The sequence below is a fragment of the Archangium violaceum genome (assembly GCF_016887565.1).
Lineage (GTDB): Bacteria > Myxococcota > Myxococcia > Myxococcales > Myxococcaceae > Archangium > Archangium violaceum_B.
Genome location: NZ_CP069396.1, coordinates 9,988,708 through 10,011,826 on the forward strand (window position 1 = coordinate 9,988,708; position 23,119 = coordinate 10,011,826).

Below are 23,119 nucleotides of genomic sequence, written 5' to 3' on the forward strand. Positions count from 1 at the left end.
ATGTCAGTCCTCTTGAGAATCGGTGTCGTCGGTCACCAGCAGCGATTCGGCCTCGTCCTGCGAGAGCTGCTCCAGCTCCGCGAGCATGGCTTCCAGCTCATCAGGGGCGGCTTCATCGGCCTGCTGCTGTACCAGGAAGGTGGAGAGGGTGGCGATGGTGGGGCTCTCGAAGAGCCGGCGCAGGGGGAAGTCCACCCGGAACTCGGCGCGGATGCGCGCGAGGGCGCGGGTGGCGAGCAGGGAGTGGCCTCCCAGCTCGAAGAAGTCGTCGTGCAGGCCCACCTGCTGGACGCCCAGCACCTCCGACCAGATCTGCGCCAGACGGCGCTCGGAGTCGGTGCGGGGAGGCTCGTAGGTGCGGGCGAGCTGGGGCCGCTCGGAGCCGGGTGCCGGCAGGGCGCGGCGATCCAGCTTGCCGTTGGGGGTGAGCGGCAGGGCCGGTAGCGCCACGAAGGCCGCGGGCACCATGTGCTCGGGCAACAGCCCGCGCAGGAAGGAGCGCAACGCCCCGGGCTCGGGGGTCTGTCCCTCGGCGGCCACCACGTAGGCAACCAGCCGGTGCAGGCCCGGAGTGTCCTCGCGAGCCACCACCGCGGCCTCGCGCACCGAGGGGTGGCCGGCGAGCACCGCCGCCACCTCGCCCGGCTCCACGCGGATGCCGCGCAGCTTCACCTGGTCGTCCACCCGGCCGAGGAACTCCAGCTCCCGGCCCGGCAGGAAGCGGACCCGGTCCCCCGTGCGGTACAGCCTGCGGCCGGGCTCCTGGCTGAAGGGGTTCGGGATGAAGCGCTCGGCCGTGAGGTCCGGACGTCCCACGTAGCCACGCGCCAGGCCCACTCCGCCCACATACAGCTCCCCGGGGATGCCCGGCGGCACCAGCCCCAGGTGCTCGTCCAGCACGTAGAGCTCCACGTTGGGGAAGGGCAGACCGAGCGTGGGGCGCTCCACGTCCAGCGCGGCGTTGAGGGTGGCGCAGACGGTGACCTCGGTGGGCCCGTACGCGTTGAGCAGGCGCCGGCCCACGCTCCAGCGGCGCGCCAGCTCCGGCGTGCACGCCTCGCCCGCGGAGATGACGGTGCCCAGCTCCGTCAGTCCCTCCGGCTCGAGCTGGGCGAGCACCGAGGGCGTCAGGGTGACATGGGTGATGTGCTGGTCCACCAGCAGCTCGCGCAGCGAGGGCCCCGGCAGCAGGGACTCGCGCGGCGCCAGGCACAGCCGGGCGCCCGCCAGCAGCGTGGAGAAGACCTCGCACACCGAGGCGTCGAAGCCCAGGGCCGCGAACTGCAGCACCCGGCTCTCGGGCTTCACCCCGTGCGTGCTCGCCGCCGCCAGCGCGGTGTTGCACAGGCCCCGGTGCGTGAGCAGCACGCCCTTGGGCTTGCCGGTGGAGCCGGAGGTGAAGATGACGTAGGCGGCGTTGTCGGGCCCGACGCCCGGCTCGGGCGGATGCTCCGGGTGACGGGCGAGCTCCGCCGCGTCCGCGTCCAGGCACAGCCGGTGGCCACTGTAGGGGGGCAGCCTGTCCAGCAGGGGCCGCTGGGTGAGCAGCACGGGGGCTCCCGCCTCACCGAGCATGAAGGCCAGCCGCTCCTGCGGGTAGGCCGGATCCAACGGTACCCAGGCGCCGCCGGCCTTGAGCACGCCGAGCATGCCCACCACCAGCTCCAGCGAGCGGTCCACGCACAGGCCCACGCGCACCTCCGGGCCCACGCCCAGGCCACGCAGGTGGTGCGCGAGCTGGTTGGAGCGCCGATCCAGCTCGCGGTAGGTGAGGTGTGCGCCCTCGTAGCTGATCGCGATGGCCTCCGGCGTGCGCGCCGCCAGCGCCTCGAAGAGACGGTGGGCCAACGGCTCGGGCGGCAGCTCCGTGCGCGTGTCGTTCCACTCCACGAGGAGCTGGTGACGCTCGGCGGAGGACAGCAGGGACAGCTCGTTCAGCCGCTGCTCGGGCCGCGCCACCAGCTCCTCCAGCACCTGGCGCCAGTGCTCCAGCAGCCGGCCGATGGTGTCCGGCGCGAAGCGCGAGGTGTCGTAGGCGAGCTTGAGCAGCAGCCGCGCGTGGGGCACCGCCGTCGCCGCGAGCGGGTAGTTCGTCCGATCGCTGCCGTACAGGTCCCTCACGTCGAGTGCCCCTGCCCGATCCTTCAGCGAGGCATCCACCGGGTAGTTCTCGAAGACGAGGAAGCTCTCGAAGAGAGGCGTGCCAGGAGGCAGCTCGCTCCAGGACTGGAGCCGCACCAGGGGCAGGTGCTCGCGCTGACCGAGCTCGAGCTGGCGGGCCTGGATGCGCCGCAACCACGGCAGCACCCGCTCTCCCGCCGGCAGGCGGACGCGCACCGGCAGGGTGTTGAGGAAGAGTCCCACCATGGACTCGACGTCCGGCAGCTCCGGAGGGCGTCCAGCCACGGTGGTGCCGAAGACGACGTCCTCCGTGCCCGCGTAGCGGCCGAGCACCAGGGCCCACGCACCTTGCACGAGGGTGTTGAGGGTGAGCTGGTGCTGGCGCGCGAAGGCGTTGAGCGCCGTGGTCGCCTCGGTGGGCAGGTGCAGCTCGCGCTCCACCACCTCGCCGGACTCCTCCGGCCGGCCGGGCCGGGCACCGGGAAGCGGCGTGGGCGCGGAGAAGCCCGCCAGCGCCTCGCGCCAGAAGGACTCGGCGCTGGAGAGCTCCTGACGCGCCAGCCACGCCATGTAGTCGCGGTAGGGCGGCGTGCGGCGCAGGGCGGGCTCTCGGCCCTGGGCGAGGGCCTCGTAGCTCTCGAAGAGCTCGCGCAGCACCAGACCCATGCTCCAGCCATCCAGCAGCAGGTGGTGGAAGGTCCAGACGAAGCGCAGCACCTCTCCCGGCAACCGGAGCACCGCGAGCCGCAGCAGCGGCGCGCGCGACAGCTCGAGGCCGCGGGTGCCGTCCTCGTGGAGGAAGGCTTTCAGACGCGCCGGCAGCTCGGCGGGCGGAGTGTCGCGCCAGTCATGCTCCCGCCACGGCAGCTCCACCCGGTCCTGGACGGCCTGGAGCGGCTCGGGGAGGTTCTCCCAGAGGAAGGCGGTGCGGAGGATGGGGTGGCGCTCCACCACCGTCTCCCATGCTCGGCGGAAGGCATCGAGCCGCACCGGGGCATGGAAGCTCCACGCGAGGTGCTGGACGTAGACGCCCGAGTCCGGAGACAGCAGCGCGTGGAAGAGCAGGCCCTGCTGCAGGGGCGAGAGCGGATAGAGGTCCTCCAGCCGCGGCACCTGACGCACCACCTGGGCGAGCGTGGCCTCGTCCACCCGGGCGAGCGGGAAGTCCGAGGGCAGGTAGCGCGCGGCGCCCGGCTCCTCGCGCCGGGAGATGAGCTCGCGCAGCGCCAGGAGGAAGCCCTGGGCGAGCGCCTCGATGGTGCCGCGCGAGTGGAGCGTCTCGCTGTAGGCCCAGGAGATCTCCAGGCGTCCGCCCAGCACGAGCCCCGTCACCTCGAGCACATGGCTGCGCGGGCCCGTGTTGCCCTGGGTGGGGCCCATGGGCTCCGAGGCCGGACGGAAGAGGCTCGAGGCCTCCGCCATGGCGTCGAACTGGCCCAGGTAGTTGAAGGCCACCTCCGCCGAGGACTCCAGCACCTCGGCGGGCGGCTGGTAGCGCAGCAGGCCGTAGCCGAAGCCACCGCCCGGCACGCGCCGCAGCGCCTCGCGCACGGAGCGCACCAGCTCGGCCGGCTCCGCGTCGCGCAGGGGCAGCCGCACCGGGTAGAGCGTGGTGAACCAGCCCACGGTGCGAGACAGGTCCACGCCCTCGAAGGGCGGCTCGCGTCCGTGGCCCTCCAGCTCGACCCGCAGCTCCCCCGCGCCCATCCACCGCTCCAGGCCGCGAGCGAGCGCCGCCAGCAGCACCTCGTCGATGCGGGCGTGGTAGGCGGCCGGCACTTCGCCCAACAGCAACCGCGTCTGCTCGGGCTCGAGCGACACCACCACGTTGTGCACGGAGTCGCGCGAGTTGAGGCCGCCCGGCGTGTCGCGAGGCAGCGAGCGCACCGGCTCGCGCAGCTCCGCCAGCCAGCGGGCGCGCTCCCCCTGCGCCTGCTCCGACAGCGCGTACGTCTCCAACCGGCGGGCCCAGGACGCGAAGGCCGTCGTCCTGCGCGGCAGGGACACGGGCTCGCCCCGGAGCCGACGCAGGTAGGCCAGCTCCAGGTCCTCCAGGAGCACGCGCCACGACACACCGTCCACCACCAGGTGGTGGAGGACGAGCAGCAGCCGGCCCGGACGGCCAGCGCCCAGGTCGAAGAGGGCGGCGCCCAGCAGCGGGCCCCAGCTCAGGTCGAAGCCCGCCTGCAGCTCGGCGGCCGCGGCGGCGAGGGCCTCGGACTGCCGGGCCTCCGGCAGTGAGGACAGGTCCACCCCCCGCAGGCGCACGGGGACGGGCTCGGCGAGCTCCTGCCGCCAGCCCTGCTCCGAGCGGGCGAAGCGCAGGCGCAGCGAGTCATGGTGCTCCACCAGGGACTGGAGCACCTGCTCCAGCAGGGAGGCGTCGAGCGGCTCGCGCGTGCTCAGCAGCACCGACTGGTTGAAGTGGTGGGGGTCGGGCAGCTCGCGGGCGAAGAACCAGCGCTGGATGGGGGTGAGGGGGACGAGGCCCGGGGCGGGGGCCTCCTCCTCGCGCACCTGGGCGAGCGGCACGGCCACCCGGGCCAGCGCGGCGAGCGTCTGGTTCTGGAAGAGCTGGGTGGGGGTGATGCTCAGGCCGGCCTGGGTGGCCTGCGCGACGACCTGGATGCTGAGGATGGAGTCGCCGCCCAGCTCGAAGAAGTTATCGTCCACGCCGACGCGCTCCACGCGGAGCACGCGGGCCCAGACCTCCGCGAGCAGCACCTCGTTGGGCGTGCGCGGCGCCAGCCAGACGCGGCCCTGGGGCTGGATGCTCTCGGGGGCCGGCAGGGCCTTGCGATCCAACTTGCCGTTGGTCGTCAGCGGCATCGACTCGAGCGTCACGAAGGCCGCGGGCACCATGTACTCGGGCAGGTGCGCGCGCAGCAGGGTGCGCAGCTCGGCGGCGTCGGGAGCGGCTCCGTCCCGGCCCACCAGGTAGGCCACGAGCCGCTTCTCGCCGGGCCCATCCTGCCGGACCAGCACGGTGACCTCGCCCACCCGGGGGTGACGGGCCAGCGCCGCTTCGATCTCCCCCAGCTCGATGCGGAAGCCGCGGATCTTCACCTGCGCGTCGATGCGGCCCAGGTACTCGATGTCACCATTGGGGCGGAAGCGCGCGAGGTCTCCACTGCGGTACAGCCGCTGTCCCCCGCCCTCGAATGGATCGGGCACGAAGCGCGTGGCGGTCAGCTCCGGCCGGCCCAGGTAGCCACGGGCCAGGCCCGCGCCTCCCACGTAGATCTCCCCCGGCACGCCCACCGGCACGGGCCTCATCCCCTCGTCCAGCAGGTACAGCCGCAGGTCCGGGATGGGGCCGCCGATCACGCTCGCCGTCAGGCCCTCCAGCGACTCCACCAGCGGCCGGTAGCTCACGTGCACCGTCGTCTCGGTGATGCCGTACATGTTGACGAGCACCGGCCTGGCACCGTACCGCGCCACCCACGGGCGCAGGCGCTGGGGATCCAACGCCTCGCCACCGAAGATGACCAGGCGCAGGGAGTTGGACCCCGCGTCGGCCTCCTCGGCCGCGGCCACCAGCGTGTAGAACGCCGACGGCGTCTGGTTGAGCACGGTGACGCGCTCCTGCTCCAGCAGCCTCAGGAAGTCCGCCGGCGAGCGGCTCGTCAGGAAGGGCACCACGACCAGGCGCCCGCCGTACAGCAGCGCGCCCCACAGCTCCCAGACAGAGAAGTCGAACGCGTACGAGTGGAAGAGCGTCCACACGTCCCGAGCGTCGAAGTGGTACCAGGGCTCCGTCGCGGTGAAGAGCCGCGCCACGTTGGCGTGCTCGATGAGCACGCCCTTGGGCCGGCCCGTGGAGCCCGAGGTGTAGATGACGTAGGCGAGGTTGCCCGGCGAGGCGAGCGGCACGGGGTTGTCGTCGCACTCGTCCGCGAGCGACCCGGCGCCCTCCAGCAGCACCACCGAGGCGCGGTGCTCCGGCAGGTGGCCGGAGGCGCTCCGCTGCGTCACCACCACGCGAGCCCCCGAGTCCTCGAGCATGAAGGCCAGACGCTCGCTCGGGTAGGCCGGATCCAACGGCAGGTACGCGCCGCCGGCCTTGAGGATGCCCAGGATGCCCACCACCATCTCCAGCGAGCGCTCCAGGCACAGGGCGACCACTTCGTCCGGACCCACGCCCAGCCGGCGCAGGTGGTGCGCCAGCCGGTTCGCGCGCTGGTTGAGCTCGCGGTAGGTGAGGTGCTCGCCCTGGAAGGTGACGGCCCGTGCGTCGGGGGCGCGCTCCACCTGCTGCTCGAACCACGTGTGGAGGCAGGTGTCACCGGGGTAGGCCGTGCGAGGGCCGCTCCACTCCCCCAGGAGCTGGTGGCGCTCCGCGTCGGTGAGCAGTGGCAGCTCGGACAGGCGAGTCCCCGGCGAGGACACCACGCCCTCCAGCAGCACGCACAGGTGTTCCGCCATGCGGCTCACGGTGGCCGCGTCGAAGAGGTCGGTGTTGTAGTTGAAGTTGGCGGAGAAGCCGTCCGCGGTCTCGACGAAGGTGAGGGTGAGGTCGAACTGGGCGGTGCGCGGCTCGAGGTCGACGACGCTCAGGTCCAGTCCCGGGAGGTGCAGATCGGGACCCGGGGCGTTCTGGAGGACGAGCATCGCCTGGAAGAGAGGAGAGCGTCCGAGGTCGCGATCGGGCGCGAGCGCATCGACGAGCTTCTCGAAGGGCACGTCCTGGTGGGCATAGGCGCCGAGCGTGGTGTCACGCACCTGGTGGAGCAGCTCGCGGAAGCGGGGGTTGCCGGCCATGCGGGCGCGCAGCACCAGGGTGTTGACGAAGCACCCGAGGAGCGGCTCGGTCTCGGGGTGGTTGCGCCCGGCGATAGGGGTTCCCACGCAGATGTCGCCCTGTCCGGAGTAGCGGTGGAGCAGGGTCTGGTACGTGGCCAGCAGCACCATGAAGGGGGTGACCCCCTCGGCACGGCAGAGCGCGTGGAGGGCGTCCGAGAGCGCCTTGGGGAGCAGGAGGCGCTGGTTGGCGCCGCGGTAGGTCTGCGCCGGGGGGCGGAGCCGATCGGTGGGGAGCTCCAGCGCGGGGGGAGCACCCTCGAGTTGCTGGCGCCACCAGGCGAGCTGGGCCTCGAGCGCCTCGCCCTGGAGCCACTCGCGCTGCCACACCGCGAAGTCGGCGTACTGCAGGGACAGCGCGGGCAGCCAGGACGGCTGATGCCGCACGGTGGCGTCATACAGCTCGGCGATCTCTCGCACGAGGATGCTGGTGGACCAGGCATCCGAAATGGAGTGGTGCACCGTGAGCACGAGGACGTGCACGGTCTCGTCCAGCTTCAACAGGAGCGTGCGCAGGAGGGGGCCACGCGCCAGGTCGAAGGGGCGCTGGGCCTCCTCGGCGGCACGCCGCAGGGCCGCGGACTCGCGCTCGCTCTCGGGCAGCGTGGTGAGGTCCACCACCTCCAGCCGTTGGAGCGGCTCGGGAGCGATGACCTGGAACACCTGGCCATCGCGGCCCTGGAAGGTGGTGCGCAGCACCTCGTGACGCGCCGCGAGCGCCTGGAAGCTGGCCTCCAGCGCCGCCACGTCGAGCTGGCCCTCGAAGCGCAGGGCGGCCGGGATGATGTACAGCGAGGTGCCCGGCATGAGCTGGTCGAGGAACCACAGCCGCTGTTGCGCGAAGGACAGCGGCAGCGGGCGGTTGCGCTCGGCGCGTCGGAGCGTGGGTGGCAACAGGGACAGGTCGACCTGCGCGGCCGACCGGAGACGCACCGCCAGTTCCTCCACGGTGGGCGCGTCGAAGAGATCCTTGAGCGCCACGTTCGCCCGCAGCGTGTTGCGCAGACGGGAGACCGCCTGGGTGGCCAGCAGCGAGTGCCCGCCCAGCTCGAAGAAGTTGTCCCGGGCGCCGACGCGCTCGACTCCCAGCACCTGCTCCCAGGCACCCGCCACGAGTCGCTCCACCTCGTTGCGCGGCGCCACGTACTCGCGCTCCGGCAGCACCGCCTCCAGGGCAGGCAGGGCTTTGCGGTCCACCTTGCCGTTGGACGTGAGCGGCATCGCTTCCAGCTTCATGTACGCCGAGGGCACCATGTACTCCGGCACCCTCTTCTTCATGTGCTCTCTCAGCCCTTCTACGCCGGGCCAACCCTCCTCCTTCCCCACCACGTACCCCACCAGCCTCTTGCCCTGCGCTCCCTCTCCCCTCGCCACCACCACCGCTTCCTTCACCCACGGGTGCTCCAGCAGTGCTCCTTCCACTTCCGCCAGCTCAATTCGGAAGCCTCGCACCTTCACCTGCGTGTCCTGGCGTCCCAGGAACTCCAGCACCCCGTCTCCCCTCCACCTCACCACGTCTCCGGTCCGGTAGAGCCTCTCCCCTTCCTTCGTGCTGAAGGGGTTGGGCACGAACTTCTCCGCCGTCTGCTCCGGATTGGCCAGGTAGCCACGCGCCAGTCCGTCTCCTCCCACGTACAGCTCTCCCCTCACTCCCACCGCCACAGGCCTCATGTGCTCGTCCAGCACGTACACCTGCGTGTTTCCTATCGGCCTCCCAATCGGCACCACCGCCCCTTCCTGCCCCTCCTCCTCCATCCTCCAGCAGCTCGTGAACAGCGTGCTCTCCGTCGGGCCGTAGCACGCCGTCACCGGCACCTTCAGCTCTCCCAACACCCTCCTCACGTGCGGCGCCGACACCACGTCTCCTCCCGTCAGCAGCTGCCTCACTCCTCGCAGCCCCTCCAGGTTCCCCTCCACCATCTGCGCGAACAGTCCCGCCGTCAGGTGCAGCGTCGTCACCCCGTGCTTCTTCAGCACCCCCTCCAACTCCTTCACGTCCCCGGGCGGCTGCGGCGGGTACACCACCAGCCTTCCTCCGTTGAGCAGGCTGCCCCACACCTCCAGCGTCGAGGCGTCGAACGTCACCGGCGCTATGAGCAGGAATGTCTCCTCCGGCCCCAGGTGCGCGTAGTCCACCCCCTTCACCGTCCTCAGCACCCCTCGGTGCTCCGTGCACACTCCCTTGGGCTTGCCCGTACTGCCCGACGTGAAGTCGATGTACGCCAGGTTCCTCGGCCCCACTCCGCTCTCCACCCTCTGGGTGGACTCGCGGCCAATCTCCTCCCGCTCCAAATCCAGCACCACCACGCGCCGCCCCTCCACCGGCAGCACTCCCAGGTGCTTGCTCTCCGTCACCACCACCCCCGCCTGCGCCTCCCCCACCATCTGCTCCAGGCGCTCCCTCGGGTAGCTGGCCTCCAGCGGCACGTAGCACCCTCCCGCCTTCACGATTCCCACCAGCGCCACCACCAGCTCCACGCCGCGCTCCACGCACAGCGCCACCCTCGCCTCCGCCCCCACTCCCCTCTTGCGCAGGTACTGCGCCAGCCGGTTGGCCCGCTCCTCCAGCTCCCCGTACGTCAGGCGCTCCTCTCCAAACTCCACCGCCACCGCTCCCCGCCTCGCCTCCACCTGCCTCTCGAACTCCGCCACCACCGTGTCGCTCGGGTACTCAACCTCCGTCTGGTTCCACTCCACCAGCACCCGCTGACGCTCCTGCTCCGTCAGCACCTCCACCTCCTCCACCCTCCGCTCGGTATTCGCGACGAGCCCTTGCAGCGCCGCCTTCCACTGGCCCACCAGCTCCCGCGCGCCCGCCTCCTCGAAGCGTTCACCCGAGTAGGCGAGCTTCAACCGCAGCGCGTCTCCAGGCACCACCGAGGCCGTCAGCGCGTAGTTCGTGCGCTCCTCCAGCCGCACATCCCGCGCGTCCAGCCGCTTCGCCTGCGCCCTCAGCGCCGCGTCCACCGGGTAGTTCTCGAACACCAGCAGGCTCTCGAACAGCGGCGTTCCTCTCGCCACCTCGCTCCAGCCCTGCACCCTCACCAGCGGACTGTGCTCGTACTGCCTCTGCTCCGCCTGCCGCCTCTGCATCTCCTTCAACCACGACTCCACACGCGCGCCGCCCTCCACCTTCACACGCACCGGTAGCGTGTTGATGAACAGGCCCACCATCTCCCCCACTCCCTCCAGCTCCGGCGGCCTTCCCGCCACCGTCGCCCCGAACACCACGTCCTCCTCCCCCGCGTGCCGGCTCAGCACCAACGCCCACGCTCCCTGCACTAGCGTGTTCACCGTCACCTGCTGCTTCTGCGCATACCCCTGCAGCGCCGACGTCTCCTCCTTCGTCAGCTCCAGCACCCACTCGCCCTGGCCCTGTGCTCCTGACCTCTTCTCCAGCGGCAGCGGCGTCGGCGCGCGGAAGCCCTTCAGCTGCTCGCGCCAGTACGCCTCCGCCTCGCCCAGCCCTTGCCGCCCCAGCCAGGCGATGTACTCCCGGTACTCCGGCCTCTTCTGGCCATGCGGCGCCTGCCCACCCACGAGCGCCTCGTAGGTGGAGAAGAGATCGCCCAGCACCAGACCCAGGCTCCACCCGTCCAGCAGCAGGTGGTGGTGCGTCCACACGCACCGGTACGCTTTCTCCCCCACCCTCATCAGCGCCACCCTCATCAGCGGCGCCTTCCCCAGCTCGAAGCCTCTCGCCCTGTCCTCTCGCAGGTACTCCTGGAGCTTCTCCTCCTGCTCCCGCGCGCTCAGTCCCCTCCAATCCCTCTCCTCGAAGGGCAGCGCCACCCGCTCCTGCACTACCTGCAACGGCTCCTTCAGCTCGTCCCAGACGAAGCTCGTGCGCAACACCGCCGTCCGCGCCAGCACGCCCTCCCACGCCCGACGGAACGCATCCACCTCCAGCGCTCCATTCACCTCCCACGACATCTGCTCCACATACAGCCCCGACCCGGGCTCCATCTGCGCGTGGAACAGCAGACCCTGCTGCAGCGCCGACAGCGGGTACACCTCCTCCACTCCCTCCCGCCCCTTCAGCACCCGCTCCAGTTCCTCTCCACTCACCCCCGCCAGCGGGAAGTCCACTCCCGTGTACCTCCCCGCCTCCGCGCTGCCCCTCCCCTCCACCACCTCCTCGAGCGCCTCCAGCCACTCCTTCGCCAGGCGCTCCACCGTCCCCCGCTCGTGGACCTCCTCGCTGTACGTCCACGTCACCCGCAGCTCTCCGCCCACCACCACCACCGTCACATCCAGCAGGTGGCCACGCTGGCCCCTCGGGCTCCGCGACGGGCCCACGTCCTCCAGCGCCAGTCCGAAGCGCGAGGACTCCGCCACCGCCGAGTCGAGCTGTCCCAGGTAGTTGAAGCTCACCTGCGCCGTCTCGACGCCCGCGAGCCGGCCCTCCCCCTCTCGCACGTGCCTCAGCAGTCCGTAGCCCAGGCCCTTTCCAGGCACCCGACGCACCGCCTCCTTCGCCGCCCTCACCGCCTCCGCGCCCCTGGCGCCGGGCTTCACTTCCATCACCACCGGATACACCGTCGTGAACCAGCCCACGGTCCTCGACACATCCACGCCCGAGACCACTTCCTCGCGCCCGTGGCCCTCCACCTCCACCGCCACCCGCCCCTGCTTCGTCCAGCGCGCGAGCACCTGCCCCAGCGCTCCCAGCAGCACTTCCTCCGGCCGAGCGCGGTACGCCCCAGGCACTTCCTGCAGCAGCGCCTTCGTCTTCTCCGCCCCCAGCTTCACCGCCACGCTTCTCTCGGAAGCCACGCGGTTCCCGCCGCCCTCACGGTCCACCGGCAGCTTCCCGAACCCTCTCGACCTCTCCTCCCAGTACGCCTTCTCCTTCCCCAGCCCCTCACCCCGCGCGTACGCCCACAGCTTCTCCGACCACTCCTTGAAGGACGTCGTCTTCGCCGGCAGCTCGACCTTCTGGCCTTTCTCCAGCTGCGCGTAGGCCCGCTCCAGGTCCTCCACCAGCACCCGCCACGAGACGCCATCCACCACCAGGTGGTGCGCCACCAGCAACAGCCGAGCGCTCCTCCCCTGGCCGCGCTCGATGAGCGCCGCCCTCAGCAGCACTCCCGAGCCCAATTCCAGGCTCCGCTGCACCTCCCCGCCCACTGTCCGCAACGCATTGGCCTGCGCTTCGTCGGCAATGCCAGACAGGTCCACCCGGCGCACCTTCACCTTCGCGCCCAGGCCCGCGTTCTCCTGCCTCCACCCGCCCTCTTCCCGCACGAAACGCATCCGCAGCGCGTCGTGGTGCTCCACCACCCGCTGCAGCGCCTCTTCCAGCCGACCCACGTCCAGCCGCTGCTTCACCTCCAGCAACAACGCCTGGTTGAAGTGCGCGGGCTCCTCCCACTCCTGCTCCAGGAACCACTTCTGGATCGCCGTCGGCCTGACGGGGCCTTCCACCACGCCCTGCCACGCCTCCACTCCGGCTCCCTGCCCCACCACCTCCGCCAGCTCCGCCACCGTCTGCCGCTGGAACAGCTGACGCGGCGTCACCTGCAAGCCTCGCTGCCTCGCCTTCGCCACCAATTGCAGGCTGAGGATCGAGTCACCACCCAGAGCGAAGAAGTTGTCGTGCACGCCCACACGATCCAACCCGAGCACCTGAGCCCAGACGTCGGCCAGGCGCTGCTCGGTGTCGTTCCGCGGCGCCACGTACTCCCGCTCCAGCTCCGGCCGTACCGCCTCCAGCGCGGGCAGCGCCTTGCGGTCCACCTTGCCGTTGGACGTGAGCGGCATCGCCTCCAGCCTCATGAACGCCGAGGGCACCATGTACTCCGGCACCCTCTTCTTCATGTGCTCTCTCAGCCCCTCCACTCCGGGCCACCCTTCCGCCCCGCCCACCACGTACCCCACCAACCTCTTGTCCTGCGCTCCCTCTCCCCTCGCCACCACCACCGCTTCCTTCACCCACGGGTGCTCCAGCAGCGCTCCCTCAACCTCCCCCAGCTCGATGCGGAATCCACGCACCTTCACCTGCGTGTCCCGCCGCCCCAGGAACTCCAGCACCCCGTCTCCCCTCCACCTCACCATGTCCCCGGTGCGGTAGAGCCTCTCCCCTTCCTTCGTGCTGAAGGGATTGGGCACGAACTTCTCCGCCGTCTGCTCCGGATTGGCCAGGTAGCCTCGCGCCAGTCCGTCTCCTCCCACGTACAGCTCTCCCCTCACCCCCACCGCCACCGGCCTCATGTGCTCGTCCAGCACATACACCTGCGTGTTTCCTATCGGCCGCCCAATCGGCACCACCGCCCCTTCCTGCCCCTGCTCCTCCATTCGCCAGCAGCTGGTGAAGAGCGTGCCCTCCGTCGGTCCGTAGCACGCCGTCACTGGCACCTTCAGCTCTCCCAGCACCCTCCTCACGTGCGGCGCCGACACCACGTCTCCTCCCGTCAGCAGCTGCCTCACTCCTCGCAGCCCCTCCAGGTTCCCCTCCACCATCTGCGCGAACAGTCCCGCCGTCAGGTGCAGCGTCGTCACCCCGTGCTTCTTCAGCACCCCCTCCAACTCCTTCACGTCCCCGGGCGGCTGCGGCGGGTACACCACCAGCCTTCCTCCGTTGAGCAGGCTGCCCCACACCTCCAGCGTCGAGGCGTCGAACGTCACCGGCGCTATGAGCAGGAATGTCTCCTCCGGCCCCAGGTGCGCGTAGTCCACCCCCTTCACCGTCCTCAGCACCCCTCGGTGCTCCGTGCACACTCCCTTGGGCTTGCCCGTACTGCCCGACGTGAAGTCGATGTACGCCAGGTTCCTCGGCCCCACTCCGCTCTCCACCCTCTGGGTGGACTCGCGGCCAATCTCCTCCCGCTCCAAATCCAGCACCACCACGCGCCGCCCCTCCACCGGCAGCACTCCCAGGTGCTTGCTCTCCGTCACCACCACCCCCGCCTGCGCCTCCCCCACCATCTGCTCCAGGCGCTCCCTCGGGTAGCTGGCCTCCAGCGGCACGTAGCACCCTCCCGCCTTCACGATTCCCACCAGCGCCACCACCAGCTCCACGCCGCGCTCCACGCACAGCGCCACCCTCGCCTCCGCCCCCACTCCCCTCTTGCGCAGGTACTGCGCCAGCCGGTTGGCCCGCTCCTCCAGCTCCCCGTACGTCAGGCGCTCCTCTCCAAACTCCACCGCCACCGCTCCCCGCCTCGCCTCCACCTGCCTCTCGAACTCCGCCACCACCGTGTCGCTCGGGTACTCAACCTCCGTCTGGTTCCACTCCACCAGCACCCGCTGACGCTCCTGCTCCGTCAGCACCTCCACCTCCTCCACCCTCCGCTCGGGGTGCGCCACGAACGTCGCGAGCACCTGCATCAGGTGCCCGCTCAGCCGCTCGACGGTGTCGCGCTCGAACAGATCGGTGCTGTACTCCAGGCTTCCCTGGAAGCCCTCCGCCGAGTCCGTCAGCGACAGGCTCAGGTCGAAACGGGACGTGCCGGCATCCACCGGCAGCAGGTGCGCACGAAGCCCTGGCAGGGTCTGCTCGGGCAGCAGCTCCTGCTGCTGGAAGGCCAGCATCACCTGGAACAGCGGCGAGTGACCCAGGCGCCGAGGGAGCTTCAGCTCATCCACCAGCCGCTCGAAGGGCACGTCCTGGTGGGCGTAGGCCTCCAGCGTCGCCTCGCGCACGCGCGCCAGCAGCTCGCGCAGCCGGAGCCCTGGCGCCACCCGCGTGCGCAGCACCAGCGTGTTGATGAAGAGGCCCACCAGCCCCTCCAGCTCGGTGCGGTTGCGCCCCGACACCGGCGAGCCCACGCACAGGTCCTCCTGCCCCGAGTACCGGTAGAGCACCACCTGCAACGCCGCCAGCAGCACCATGAAGGGGGTAGAGCCCTCGGCCTGGGCCAGCGCCCGCACGCGCTCGGACAGCTCGCGCGAGAGCCTCACTGGCAGGCTGGCTCCACGGAAGGACTGCTCGGGCGGACGAGGCCTGTCCGTCGGCAGCTCCAGCACCGGCGGCGCTCCCGCGAGCCGCTGGCGCCAGTACTCGAGCTGTGACTCCAGCACGGGGCCGCGCAGCCACTCGCGCTGCCACACCGCGTAGTCCGCGTACTGCACCGGCAGCGCCGGCAGCACCGGCTCCCGGCCCTCGGTGAGCGCGCCGTACAGCCGCCCCACCTCCCGCACGAGCACTCCCAGCGACCAGCCGTCCGAGACGATGTGGTGCAGCACCAGCAGCAGCACGTGCTCGCGCTCGCCCAGCCGCAGCAGCCGGGCCCGCATCAGCGGCCCACGGCCCAGGTCGAAGGACTTCCGGGCCTCCTCGGTGGCGAGACGCCGTGCCTCGGCCTCGCGCCCGGCCTCGGGCAGCGTCCCCAGGTCCACGACCTCCAGCCGCCACCCCTCCGGCGGCGCCGAGGTGACCTGCACGGCCTCCTCCGCCCGCTCGTGGAAGGTGGCCCGGAGCACCTCGTGGCGCCGCGACAACTCGCGCAGCGCCCCCTCGAGCGCCGCCACGTCCAGCCGGCCCTCGAGACGCACCGCCCCCGGAACGTTGTAGGCGGGGTTGCCCGGCTCCATCCGGTCCAGGAACCACAGCCGCTGCTGGCCGAAGGAGAGCGCCACCGGCCCCTCGTGCCGGCTCGCGCGCAGCGGCACCTGCTCCTGGAGTGCTCCCGCGCGCACCGCCGCGTCCACGCGCTCGGCCAGTCCGGCCACGGTGGGCGCCGCGAACAGATCGCGCAGCGGCAGCTCTACCTGGAAGGCCTGGCGGATGGCCGAGAACAGCTGGGTGGCCAGCAGCGAGTGCCCGCCCAGCTCGAAGAAGTCGTCATGCAGCCCCACCCGCTCCACGCCCAGCACCCGCGCCCAGAGCCCGGCCAGCAGTTGCTCGGTGGGCGTGCGCGGCGCGACGAAGCTCCGGGGCTCCAGCCCGGCTCCCTCCGGCGCGGGCAGCGCCTTGCGATCCACCTTGCCATTGGGCGTGAGCGGCAGGGCCTCGAGCACCACGAAGGCCGAGGGCACCATGTACTCGGGCAGCCCCTGCCGGACGAGCTCGCGCAGCGCTCCCGTATCCAGCGCCTGCCCCGAGCCCGGCACGAGGTAGGCCACCAGCCGCACGTCTCCCGGGGCCGGCGTCCAGGTGGACACCACCGCGGCCCTCACTCCGGGGTGGCGCGCCAGCACCGATTCGATCTCCCCCAGCTCGATGCGGAAGCCGCGCAGCTTCACCTGGTTGTCCGCGCGCCCGAGAAACTCCACCGTGCCATCCGCCCGCCACCGCGCCACGTCTCCCGTGCGGTAGAGGCGCGCACCGGGCTCGCCGAAGGGATGGGGAACGAAGCGCTCCGCCGTCAGCTCCGGCCGCCCCAGGTAGCCGCGCACCACGCCGGCTCCGCCGATGTACAGCTCGCCCGCCACGCCCGTGGGCACCGGCCGCAGGTGCCCGTCCAGCACGTACAGCCCCGTGTTCGCGATGGGCGTTCCAATCGGCACTGCCCCCGGCGCCTCGTCCACGCGGTGGGTGGAGGACCAGACGGTGGTCTCCGTGGGGCCGTACATGTTGATCAGCCGCCCCGGCACGAACCGCCGCAGCTTCTCGGCCAGCTCGGAGGGCAGGGCCTCGCCGCCCACGAGGAACTGACGCAGTCCCCCCAGGCCCTCGGCGGCGCCCGGCTCGAGCAGCAGCGCCCGCGCCAGCGACGGAGTGCACTGCAGATGCGTGGCGCCATGCCGGCGCAGCGCCGCCGTCACCGAGCCATCCGCCACCTCCTCGCCGTGCACCACCACCTTGAAGCCGCGGGAGAGCGTCCACAGCAGCTCGAGCACGGAGATGTCGAAGGAGATGCTCGTCACCGCCAGCCAGGTTCCCCCGGGGCGCGTGTCGAGCCGCTCGTCCATGCCGGCGAAGAAGTTGGCCACGTTGCGGTGCTGCACCAGCACGCCCTTGGGCCTGCCCGTGGAGCCCGAGGTGTAGAGCACATAGGCCAGGTTGTCCGGCCCCGACCCACCCGTCGCGGTGGGCACAGCTCCGCCCGCGTCCGCCTCATCCAGCGACACCACCCGCACGCCCTCGGCGGGCAGCGTGCCGGCCAGCGCCCGCTGCGTGAGCAGCAGCCGCGCCCCGGAGTCCTGGAGCATGAAGGCCAGCCGCTCGGCGGGGTAGCCCGGGTCGAGCGGCAGGTAGGCACCGCCGGCCTGGAGGATGCCCAGCAGGCCCACCACCATCTCCGGCGAGCGGCGGACACACAACCCCACCACCGTGTCCGGCCCCACGCCCAGCGCGCGCAACCGCCGAGCCAGCGCATCCACCCGCCGCGCCAGCTCCCGGTACGACAGGGACTCCTCGCCGCACACCACCGCCACCGCGTCGGGCGTGCGCGCCACCTGCGCCGCGAACTGCTCGTGGATGCAGTCCGCCGCGTACTCCCGCCGCGTCTCGTTCCACGCCACCAGCACCCGCCGCCGCTCCTCCTCCGGCAGCAGCGGCAGCGCGGACAGCCGCTGCTCGGGCTCCGCCACGGCGGCCTCCAGCAGCGTGCGCAGGTGCGTCGCCAGGCGCTCCACCGTCGAGGCATGGAACAGGTCCGTGCTGTACTCGAAGGCTCCCTCCAGGCCACGCGCGCCAGAGCCCAGGCTGAGCGTCAGGTCGAACATGGACGCCCCCGTGTGGACGTCCTCCAGACGCGACTCGAGCCCCGCCAGCTCGGGCCCCTCCTGCGGCGAGCGCTGGAGGATGAGCATGACCTGGAAGAGGGGCGAGTGGCTCTGGGAGCGCGCCGGTTGCAGCGCCTGCACCAGCAGCTCGAAGGGCACGTCCTGGTGGGCGTAGGCGCCCCCCATGACCTCGCGGACGCGGCCGAGCAGTTCCCGGAAGGAAATCTGTCCGGAGAGGCGGGTGCGCAACACGAGCGTGTTGATGAAGAGACCCACCAGCCCCGCCAGCTCGGGACGGCCGCGCCCGGCCACGGGCGAGCCCACGCTGATGTCCTCCTGCCCCGAGTAGCGGTAGAGCACCGTCTGGAAGGCGGCCAGCAGCACCATGAAGGGAGTGACCCCCTCGCGCCGGGCCAGGGCCTCGATGGCCTCCGCCAGGGACCAGGGCAGGTGCACCGGATGATGAGCGCCGCGAGAGCTCCGCACCGCCGGTCGAGGCAGGTCCGTGGGCAGCGCCAGCGTCTGGGGCGCGCCGGCGAGCTGCCGCCTCCAATAATCGAGCTGGGTCTCGAGCACCTCGCCCCGCAACCACTCCCGCTGCCAGCGCGCGTAGTCCGTGTACTGCACGGGCAGCGCGGGCAGCGCGGTCGGCTGGCCCTCGCGCAGCGCGCCGTAGAGCGCCGCCACCTCGCGCATGAGCACGCCCATGGACCAGCCGTCGGAGACGATGTGGTGCATGGCCAGCACCAGCAGGTGCTCGCGCTCGGACAGCCTCAGCAGCCGGGCGCGCAGCAACGGACCCTCGGCCAGCTGGAACGGCTGGCGCACCTGCTCACGGGCCCGCCGCAGCGCCTCCGCGTCCCGCTCCGCCTCCGGCAGCCCCTCGAGCGACTCCACCTCCAACCGCGACGGCGGCACCGGGCCCACCACCTGCACCGGGCGGCCCTCCACCACCGGGAACGTGGTCCTCAGCGCCTCGTGGCGCCGCACCACCTCCTCGAGACTCCGCTCCAGCGCCCCCACGTCCAGCGCTCCCCTCAACCGCAGCACGGCGGGGATGACGTAGGCGGTGCTCCCGGGCTCGAGCTGATCCAGGAACCACAGCCGCTGCTGCTCGAACGAGAGCGGCCCCTGGCTCTCCGCCAGCCGGCGCACCTGGGGCGCGCGCGTCCCCGAGGACTGGCCTCCACGCGCCTCGACGATGCGCCGCGCCAGGGCCCGGAGGCTCTCGCCCTGCAGCAGCAACTCCATGGGCAGGGCCACGCCCAGCACCTGCTCCACCTCGTGCGTCAGCTCGACGGCGGCCAGCGAGTCCAGGCCGTAGCGGGTGGCGGGAACCTCCGGATCCACCGTCTCGGGGCGCTCGCCCACCCGCGCCGCGAGCCGGGCCACCAGCCACGCCTCCACCTCCTCGGGGGTGGTGGGTGTCTGGACAACCTCATGGGGAGTGGCCTCGCTCGCGGGAGTCTCGGACCTGTCGCCCTCGCGCCAGGCGCCCACCTCCCGCAGGTCGCCTTCGAGGAACGCGGCCCGGCAGGCCCGCCGCTGGATCTTCCCGCTGGAGGTCTTCGGCGTGCTCCCTGGCTCGACCAGCACCACGGCGTGGGGCTGTACCTCGTGCAGCTCCGCCAGGCGCTGGCGGATGGCGCCCACCACCTCTTCGGTCGGTGCGGGCTGCCGGCGCGCATCCACTTCCTGGACGACGACGAGCCGCTCCTCGCCGCCCACGTCCACGGAGAACGCGGCGCCGCTGCCCGGCCGCAACGCCGGGTGGCTCTGCTCCACCGTCTGCTCCAGGTCCTGCGGGTAGAGGTTACGCCCGCGCAGGATGATCAGATCCTTGAGGCGCCCGGTGACGAAGAGCTCGCCCTGCTGGAGGAAGCCCAGGTCCCCGGTGCGCAGGAAGGTGGGCCCCTCCTCACCGGAGATCCGCGCGTGGAACGCCCGCTCCGTCTCCTCGGGCCGCTGCCAGTAGCCATGGGCCACGCTCGACCCCGACACCCAGATCTCTCCCACCGTGCCCGGAGGGCAGCGCCGCCCCGACTCCGGCTCGACGATGGCGACCTGGAGCTCCTCGAGCGCGCGGCCGCAGCCGACGAACGGCTGCGCTCCGGGGCTCCCCGGCTCCAGGGGCCGCACCTCGTTGCGCTCCAGCGCCGCCGCGTCCACGGCCCGCAGCACGGGTGGCTCGTCCTCGAGCCCACCGGAGACGATGAGGGTGGCCTCCGCGAGCCCGTAGCACGCGTAGAAGGCCTGCCGGCGGAAGCCGTGGGGGCCGAACGCCTCCTCGAAGCGCTCGAGCGTCCGCGGGCGGATCGGCTCCGCGCCGCAGAAGGCCACCTTCCAGCTGCTCAGGTCCAGGCCTTCACGCGCCGCGGGAGGAATCCTCCGCACGCACAAGTCGAATGCGAAGTTGGGGCCGCCGCTGATCGTCCCCCCGTAGCGGGTGATGGCTTCCAGCCAGAGCCGCGGCTGGCGCAGGAAGGAGAGCGGAGAGAGCAGCGCCGTGTGCAGTCCCACGTACAGCGGCTCGAGGATGCCTCCGATGAGCCCCATGTCGTGGTAGGGCGGCAGCCAGATGACGCCCACGCTGTCCGTCCGTGCGCCGAAGGCGCCCCGGATGAGTCCCAGGTTGTGCAGCAGATTGGAGTGGCTGAGCATCACCCCCTTGGGGGTGCCCGTGGAGCCCGAGGTGTACTGGAGGAACGCCAGCGACTCCCCCGTCATCTCCGGCCGCCGCCACGCCTGCTCACCGCCCTCGGGCAGCTCGTCCGTGGCCACCCAGCGCAGCTCGGCCAGATCCGGCGCCTGCTCGAAGAGCATCTCCCCCAGGCCCCGCACGAACGAGGTCGTCAGCACCACGCTGGCCCGCGCATCGCGGATGATGGCGCGCAGCCGAGGGAGCGTGCGCTCGAGCCGCGAGGGGTCGGGCGGGTAGGCGGGTACCGCCACCGCGCCCGCGTACAGGCAGCCGAAGAAACCCGCCACGTAGTCCAACCCGGGCGGGTACAGGAGCACCACCCGCTCACCCCGGGCCTTTCCCTCCTGGAGCACCGCGGCGATCCTCCGCGCGCGCCGATCCAGCTCCTCGTAACTCAGCGCCCCTTCTTCGGTCCCGTCATCCGCCAGGAACGTGTAGAGACGCTGCCCTCCTCGCACCGAAGCCCTGAGCTCGAGCAGCTCAACCAGCGTGGACGCATCGTTCAAGCGGGGTGTTCCGTTCATGATGTCCGAGCCATGTCGACGCGGCCGGGCCATCCACCTGGCCCGCCCACGGGAGGGGTGTCGCATTCTGCACAGAAGACACATCGCCAACAATGGCGCCGCCAGGAGCCCACACAACCCGTTGGGTCATGCGGTCAGCGGCGCTCACGAGACCCGTCACGACGGAGAAGAAAGGTTGACGGTGGTTCGAGGACGAGTCTCGTTTTCTTGTTGGCTTGGAGCTTCGCGGGGCTGCGAGCGGTCGTGCCGCTCACGCGCATCGGCTCGCTAGAACGAGGCGCCCACCTCGAACAGCCCCAGGCGCACGGCGGTGGCCTGACCGGGCCACTCCGAGCCCAAGCCCACGCCCAGCTCGACGAGGGAGATCTGCAGGCCGTCGACGTTGAAGCGCAACGGCGCCAGGGCGACCCCCACGGACAGGCCGGGGCCCACAGCGGGAGTGGGGTGCTCGGGCGTGATGAAGGTGAGCTGGCCGCCGAGGAAGCCCGAGAGCACCACCAGGGCGGCCGGCGAGTACAGGCCCCGGCGTTGGATGCCCGCGCCCACCCGCAGCAGCAGCGAGTTGCCCACCATGGTCAGGTAGTTGAGGTCCGCCTGGAGCAGGAAGCGATCCCTCACGGTGTCGCGCACTCCGCAGCCGCCCCCGACGCCTCCCGCCGTCCTCGCATCGGAGAGGTGAATCCCACCGCTCACGCCACAGTAGACGGAGAAGCGGTGCGCGGGCACCGCCTCGTCCTGCGCGCGGGCCGCTCCGGCCCCCAGCAAGGCCAGACCCAGCACTCCCGCGCACGCCGCGCGGCACGGCTTCGAGAAGCGGCTCATCGCGGACCTCCGGCCCAGTAGGCCAACGCCGCCGCCGACACCTGCACCGCCTTGCGGAAGGACACGGGATCCAACGTGGGAGGCAGATCCGACTCCCAGTGGTAGTTGGGGTTGCGGAAGTTGGCGGTGTCAGTGAGGAAGAGGGCGTTGCGGCCGGTGAACCAGAAGGGGGCGTGATCGCTGCGCAGCAGGTTGCCCGTCAGCGGGTAGGCCCCCCTCCCCGGAGACACGACGGGGACGACATTGATGAGGTGCAACGCCTGGCTGAGCGCGTAGAGGTCCGTGGCCTGCTGACGGGAGTCCTCATTGGCGAAGGCCGCCAGGAAGTCCCCCGTGTTGGGGGCGGGGAGGCCGGGCAGCGAGCCCTGGGAGCCCGGGCGGGAATCGTAGTAGCCGATGCAGTCGAAGACGACCGAGGCCACGAGGCGCTCACCGCCGAGCGTATCGACGTAGCGGTTGCTGCCCACCAGCCCCACCTCCTCGAGGTCGAAGCCGACGAAACGCACGGTGCGATCGAACCGGTATTGCGACAGCACCCGGGCCAGCTCCAGCACCGCCGCCACTCCGGAGCTGTTGTCATCCGCACCGCCGAAGTAGGCGTCGAAGTGGGCTCCCACCAGGACGACCTCTTCCGGCTTGGAGACACCGGGCAGCTCGGCGATGACATTGGAAGAGGACCAGCCACCGCCCTCGGCGATCTGACGGGAGACCTTCAGCCCATGCGAGCCCAGGGAGTCCACCATCATCTGCCCGGCGCGATCCCGCGTCAGGCTGCACAAGGCGGGGAAGTGCTCGTCATCCCAGACGGAACAGGGAAGGGGCGTGTCCTCCAGGTGGGCCTTCACCAGCTCGTCCACATGCCGCATGAGCCGCTCCTGATCCACCTGGGCGACCAGCTCCTCCAGGCGGGCCAGATCGGCCCCTTCCAGCGTCCGGGGAGTGCAGGTGACACCGAGCAGGGCCAGCGAGACCGCCAGGAGCTTGCAGGCCAGCCGCTTCATAGCATCCCTCCCAGGCGGACCAGCCCGAGCTGCCAGCGGGTGGTGGCACCGGCCGGCAACAGGCTCGAGCCCAGCTGCACCTCCGCCAGGCTCACCACGAAGCGGCCCAGCCGCAGCCGCAGGGGCGCCGCACCGAAGGCCAGGTAGAGCGAGCTGGAGAGCGCCTCATCCCGCCGTGACAGATCCCCCCCGCGCCAGAGCGGGAAGTCCTCCAGCCGGGTGAAGCCCGTCAACCCCAGCTCGGGGCCAGCCGCCACCTCCCAGAAACCCAGCCGGGCCGTGAGCCGGGCTCGCACGAACGCCTCCAGCGGGAGGCTGGCGCGCTCGAAGGGGAAGCCGGTGCGCAGCCCTCCGCCCCATTGCACCGCGCGTCCCAACCCCGCCTCGGCCACGGGCCGCTGGTAGGCCGCCTCGAAGGCGGTGACGGATCCACCCCTCAGTGGAGATTGGATGATCATCGTGGACACGGCCACGGAGATCTCCTGAACCGGCTCGGCGCCGGCCGCGGATGACAGCAGCAGGCCGGCCAAACCCAGCAT

The 23,119-nt window shown here is 71.4% G+C and carries 4 protein-coding genes; all 4 read right to left on the reverse strand.

Annotation, left to right across the window (positions count from 1 at the left end; genetic code table 11):
- Positions 1-3 precede the first annotated feature (3 nt).
- The gene (locus JRI60_RS39820) at positions 4-20,757 is read right to left on the reverse strand and encodes a non-ribosomal peptide synthase/polyketide synthase (RefSeq protein WP_430384344.1); all 20,754 of its coding nucleotides are present in this window, start codon (positions 20,755-20,757) and stop codon (positions 4-6) included.
- A 267-nt stretch (positions 20,758-21,024) separates the two neighbouring features.
- Positions 21,025-21,579, reverse strand: a complete 555-nt coding sequence (locus JRI60_RS39825; protein WP_204221234.1) for a hypothetical protein — start codon at positions 21,577-21,579, stop codon at positions 21,025-21,027.
- Entirely contained in the window at positions 21,576-22,580 is a 1,005-nt protein-coding gene (locus JRI60_RS39830) for a M28 family peptidase (protein WP_204221235.1), read from the reverse strand. Before JRI60_RS39830 ends, JRI60_RS39825 begins: the two co-directional genes overlap by 4 nt.
- Complete coding sequence (locus tag JRI60_RS39835) at positions 22,577-23,119, reverse strand: hypothetical protein (RefSeq protein ID WP_204221236.1); 543 nt, start codon at positions 23,117-23,119, stop codon at positions 22,577-22,579. The genes JRI60_RS39830 and JRI60_RS39835 overlap by 4 nt, the downstream gene beginning before the upstream one ends.

Excerpts from the sequence above, each read along its gene's own strand:
- JRI60_RS39830 (WP_204221235.1), bottom strand. The coding sequence starts at position 22,580 with ATGAAGCGGCTGGCCTGCAAGCTCCTGGCGGTCTCGCTGGCCCTGCTC.
- JRI60_RS39835 (WP_204221236.1), bottom strand. The coding sequence starts at position 23,119 with ATGCTGGGTTTGGCCGGCCTGCTGCTGTCATCCGCGGCCGGCGCCGAG.
- JRI60_RS39825 (WP_204221234.1), bottom strand. The coding sequence starts at position 21,579 with ATGAGCCGCTTCTCGAAGCCGTGCCGCGCGGCGTGCGCGGGAGTGCTG.
- JRI60_RS39820 (WP_430384344.1), bottom strand. The coding sequence starts at position 20,757 with ATGAACGGAACACCCCGCTTGAACGATGCGTCCACGCTGGTTGAGCTG.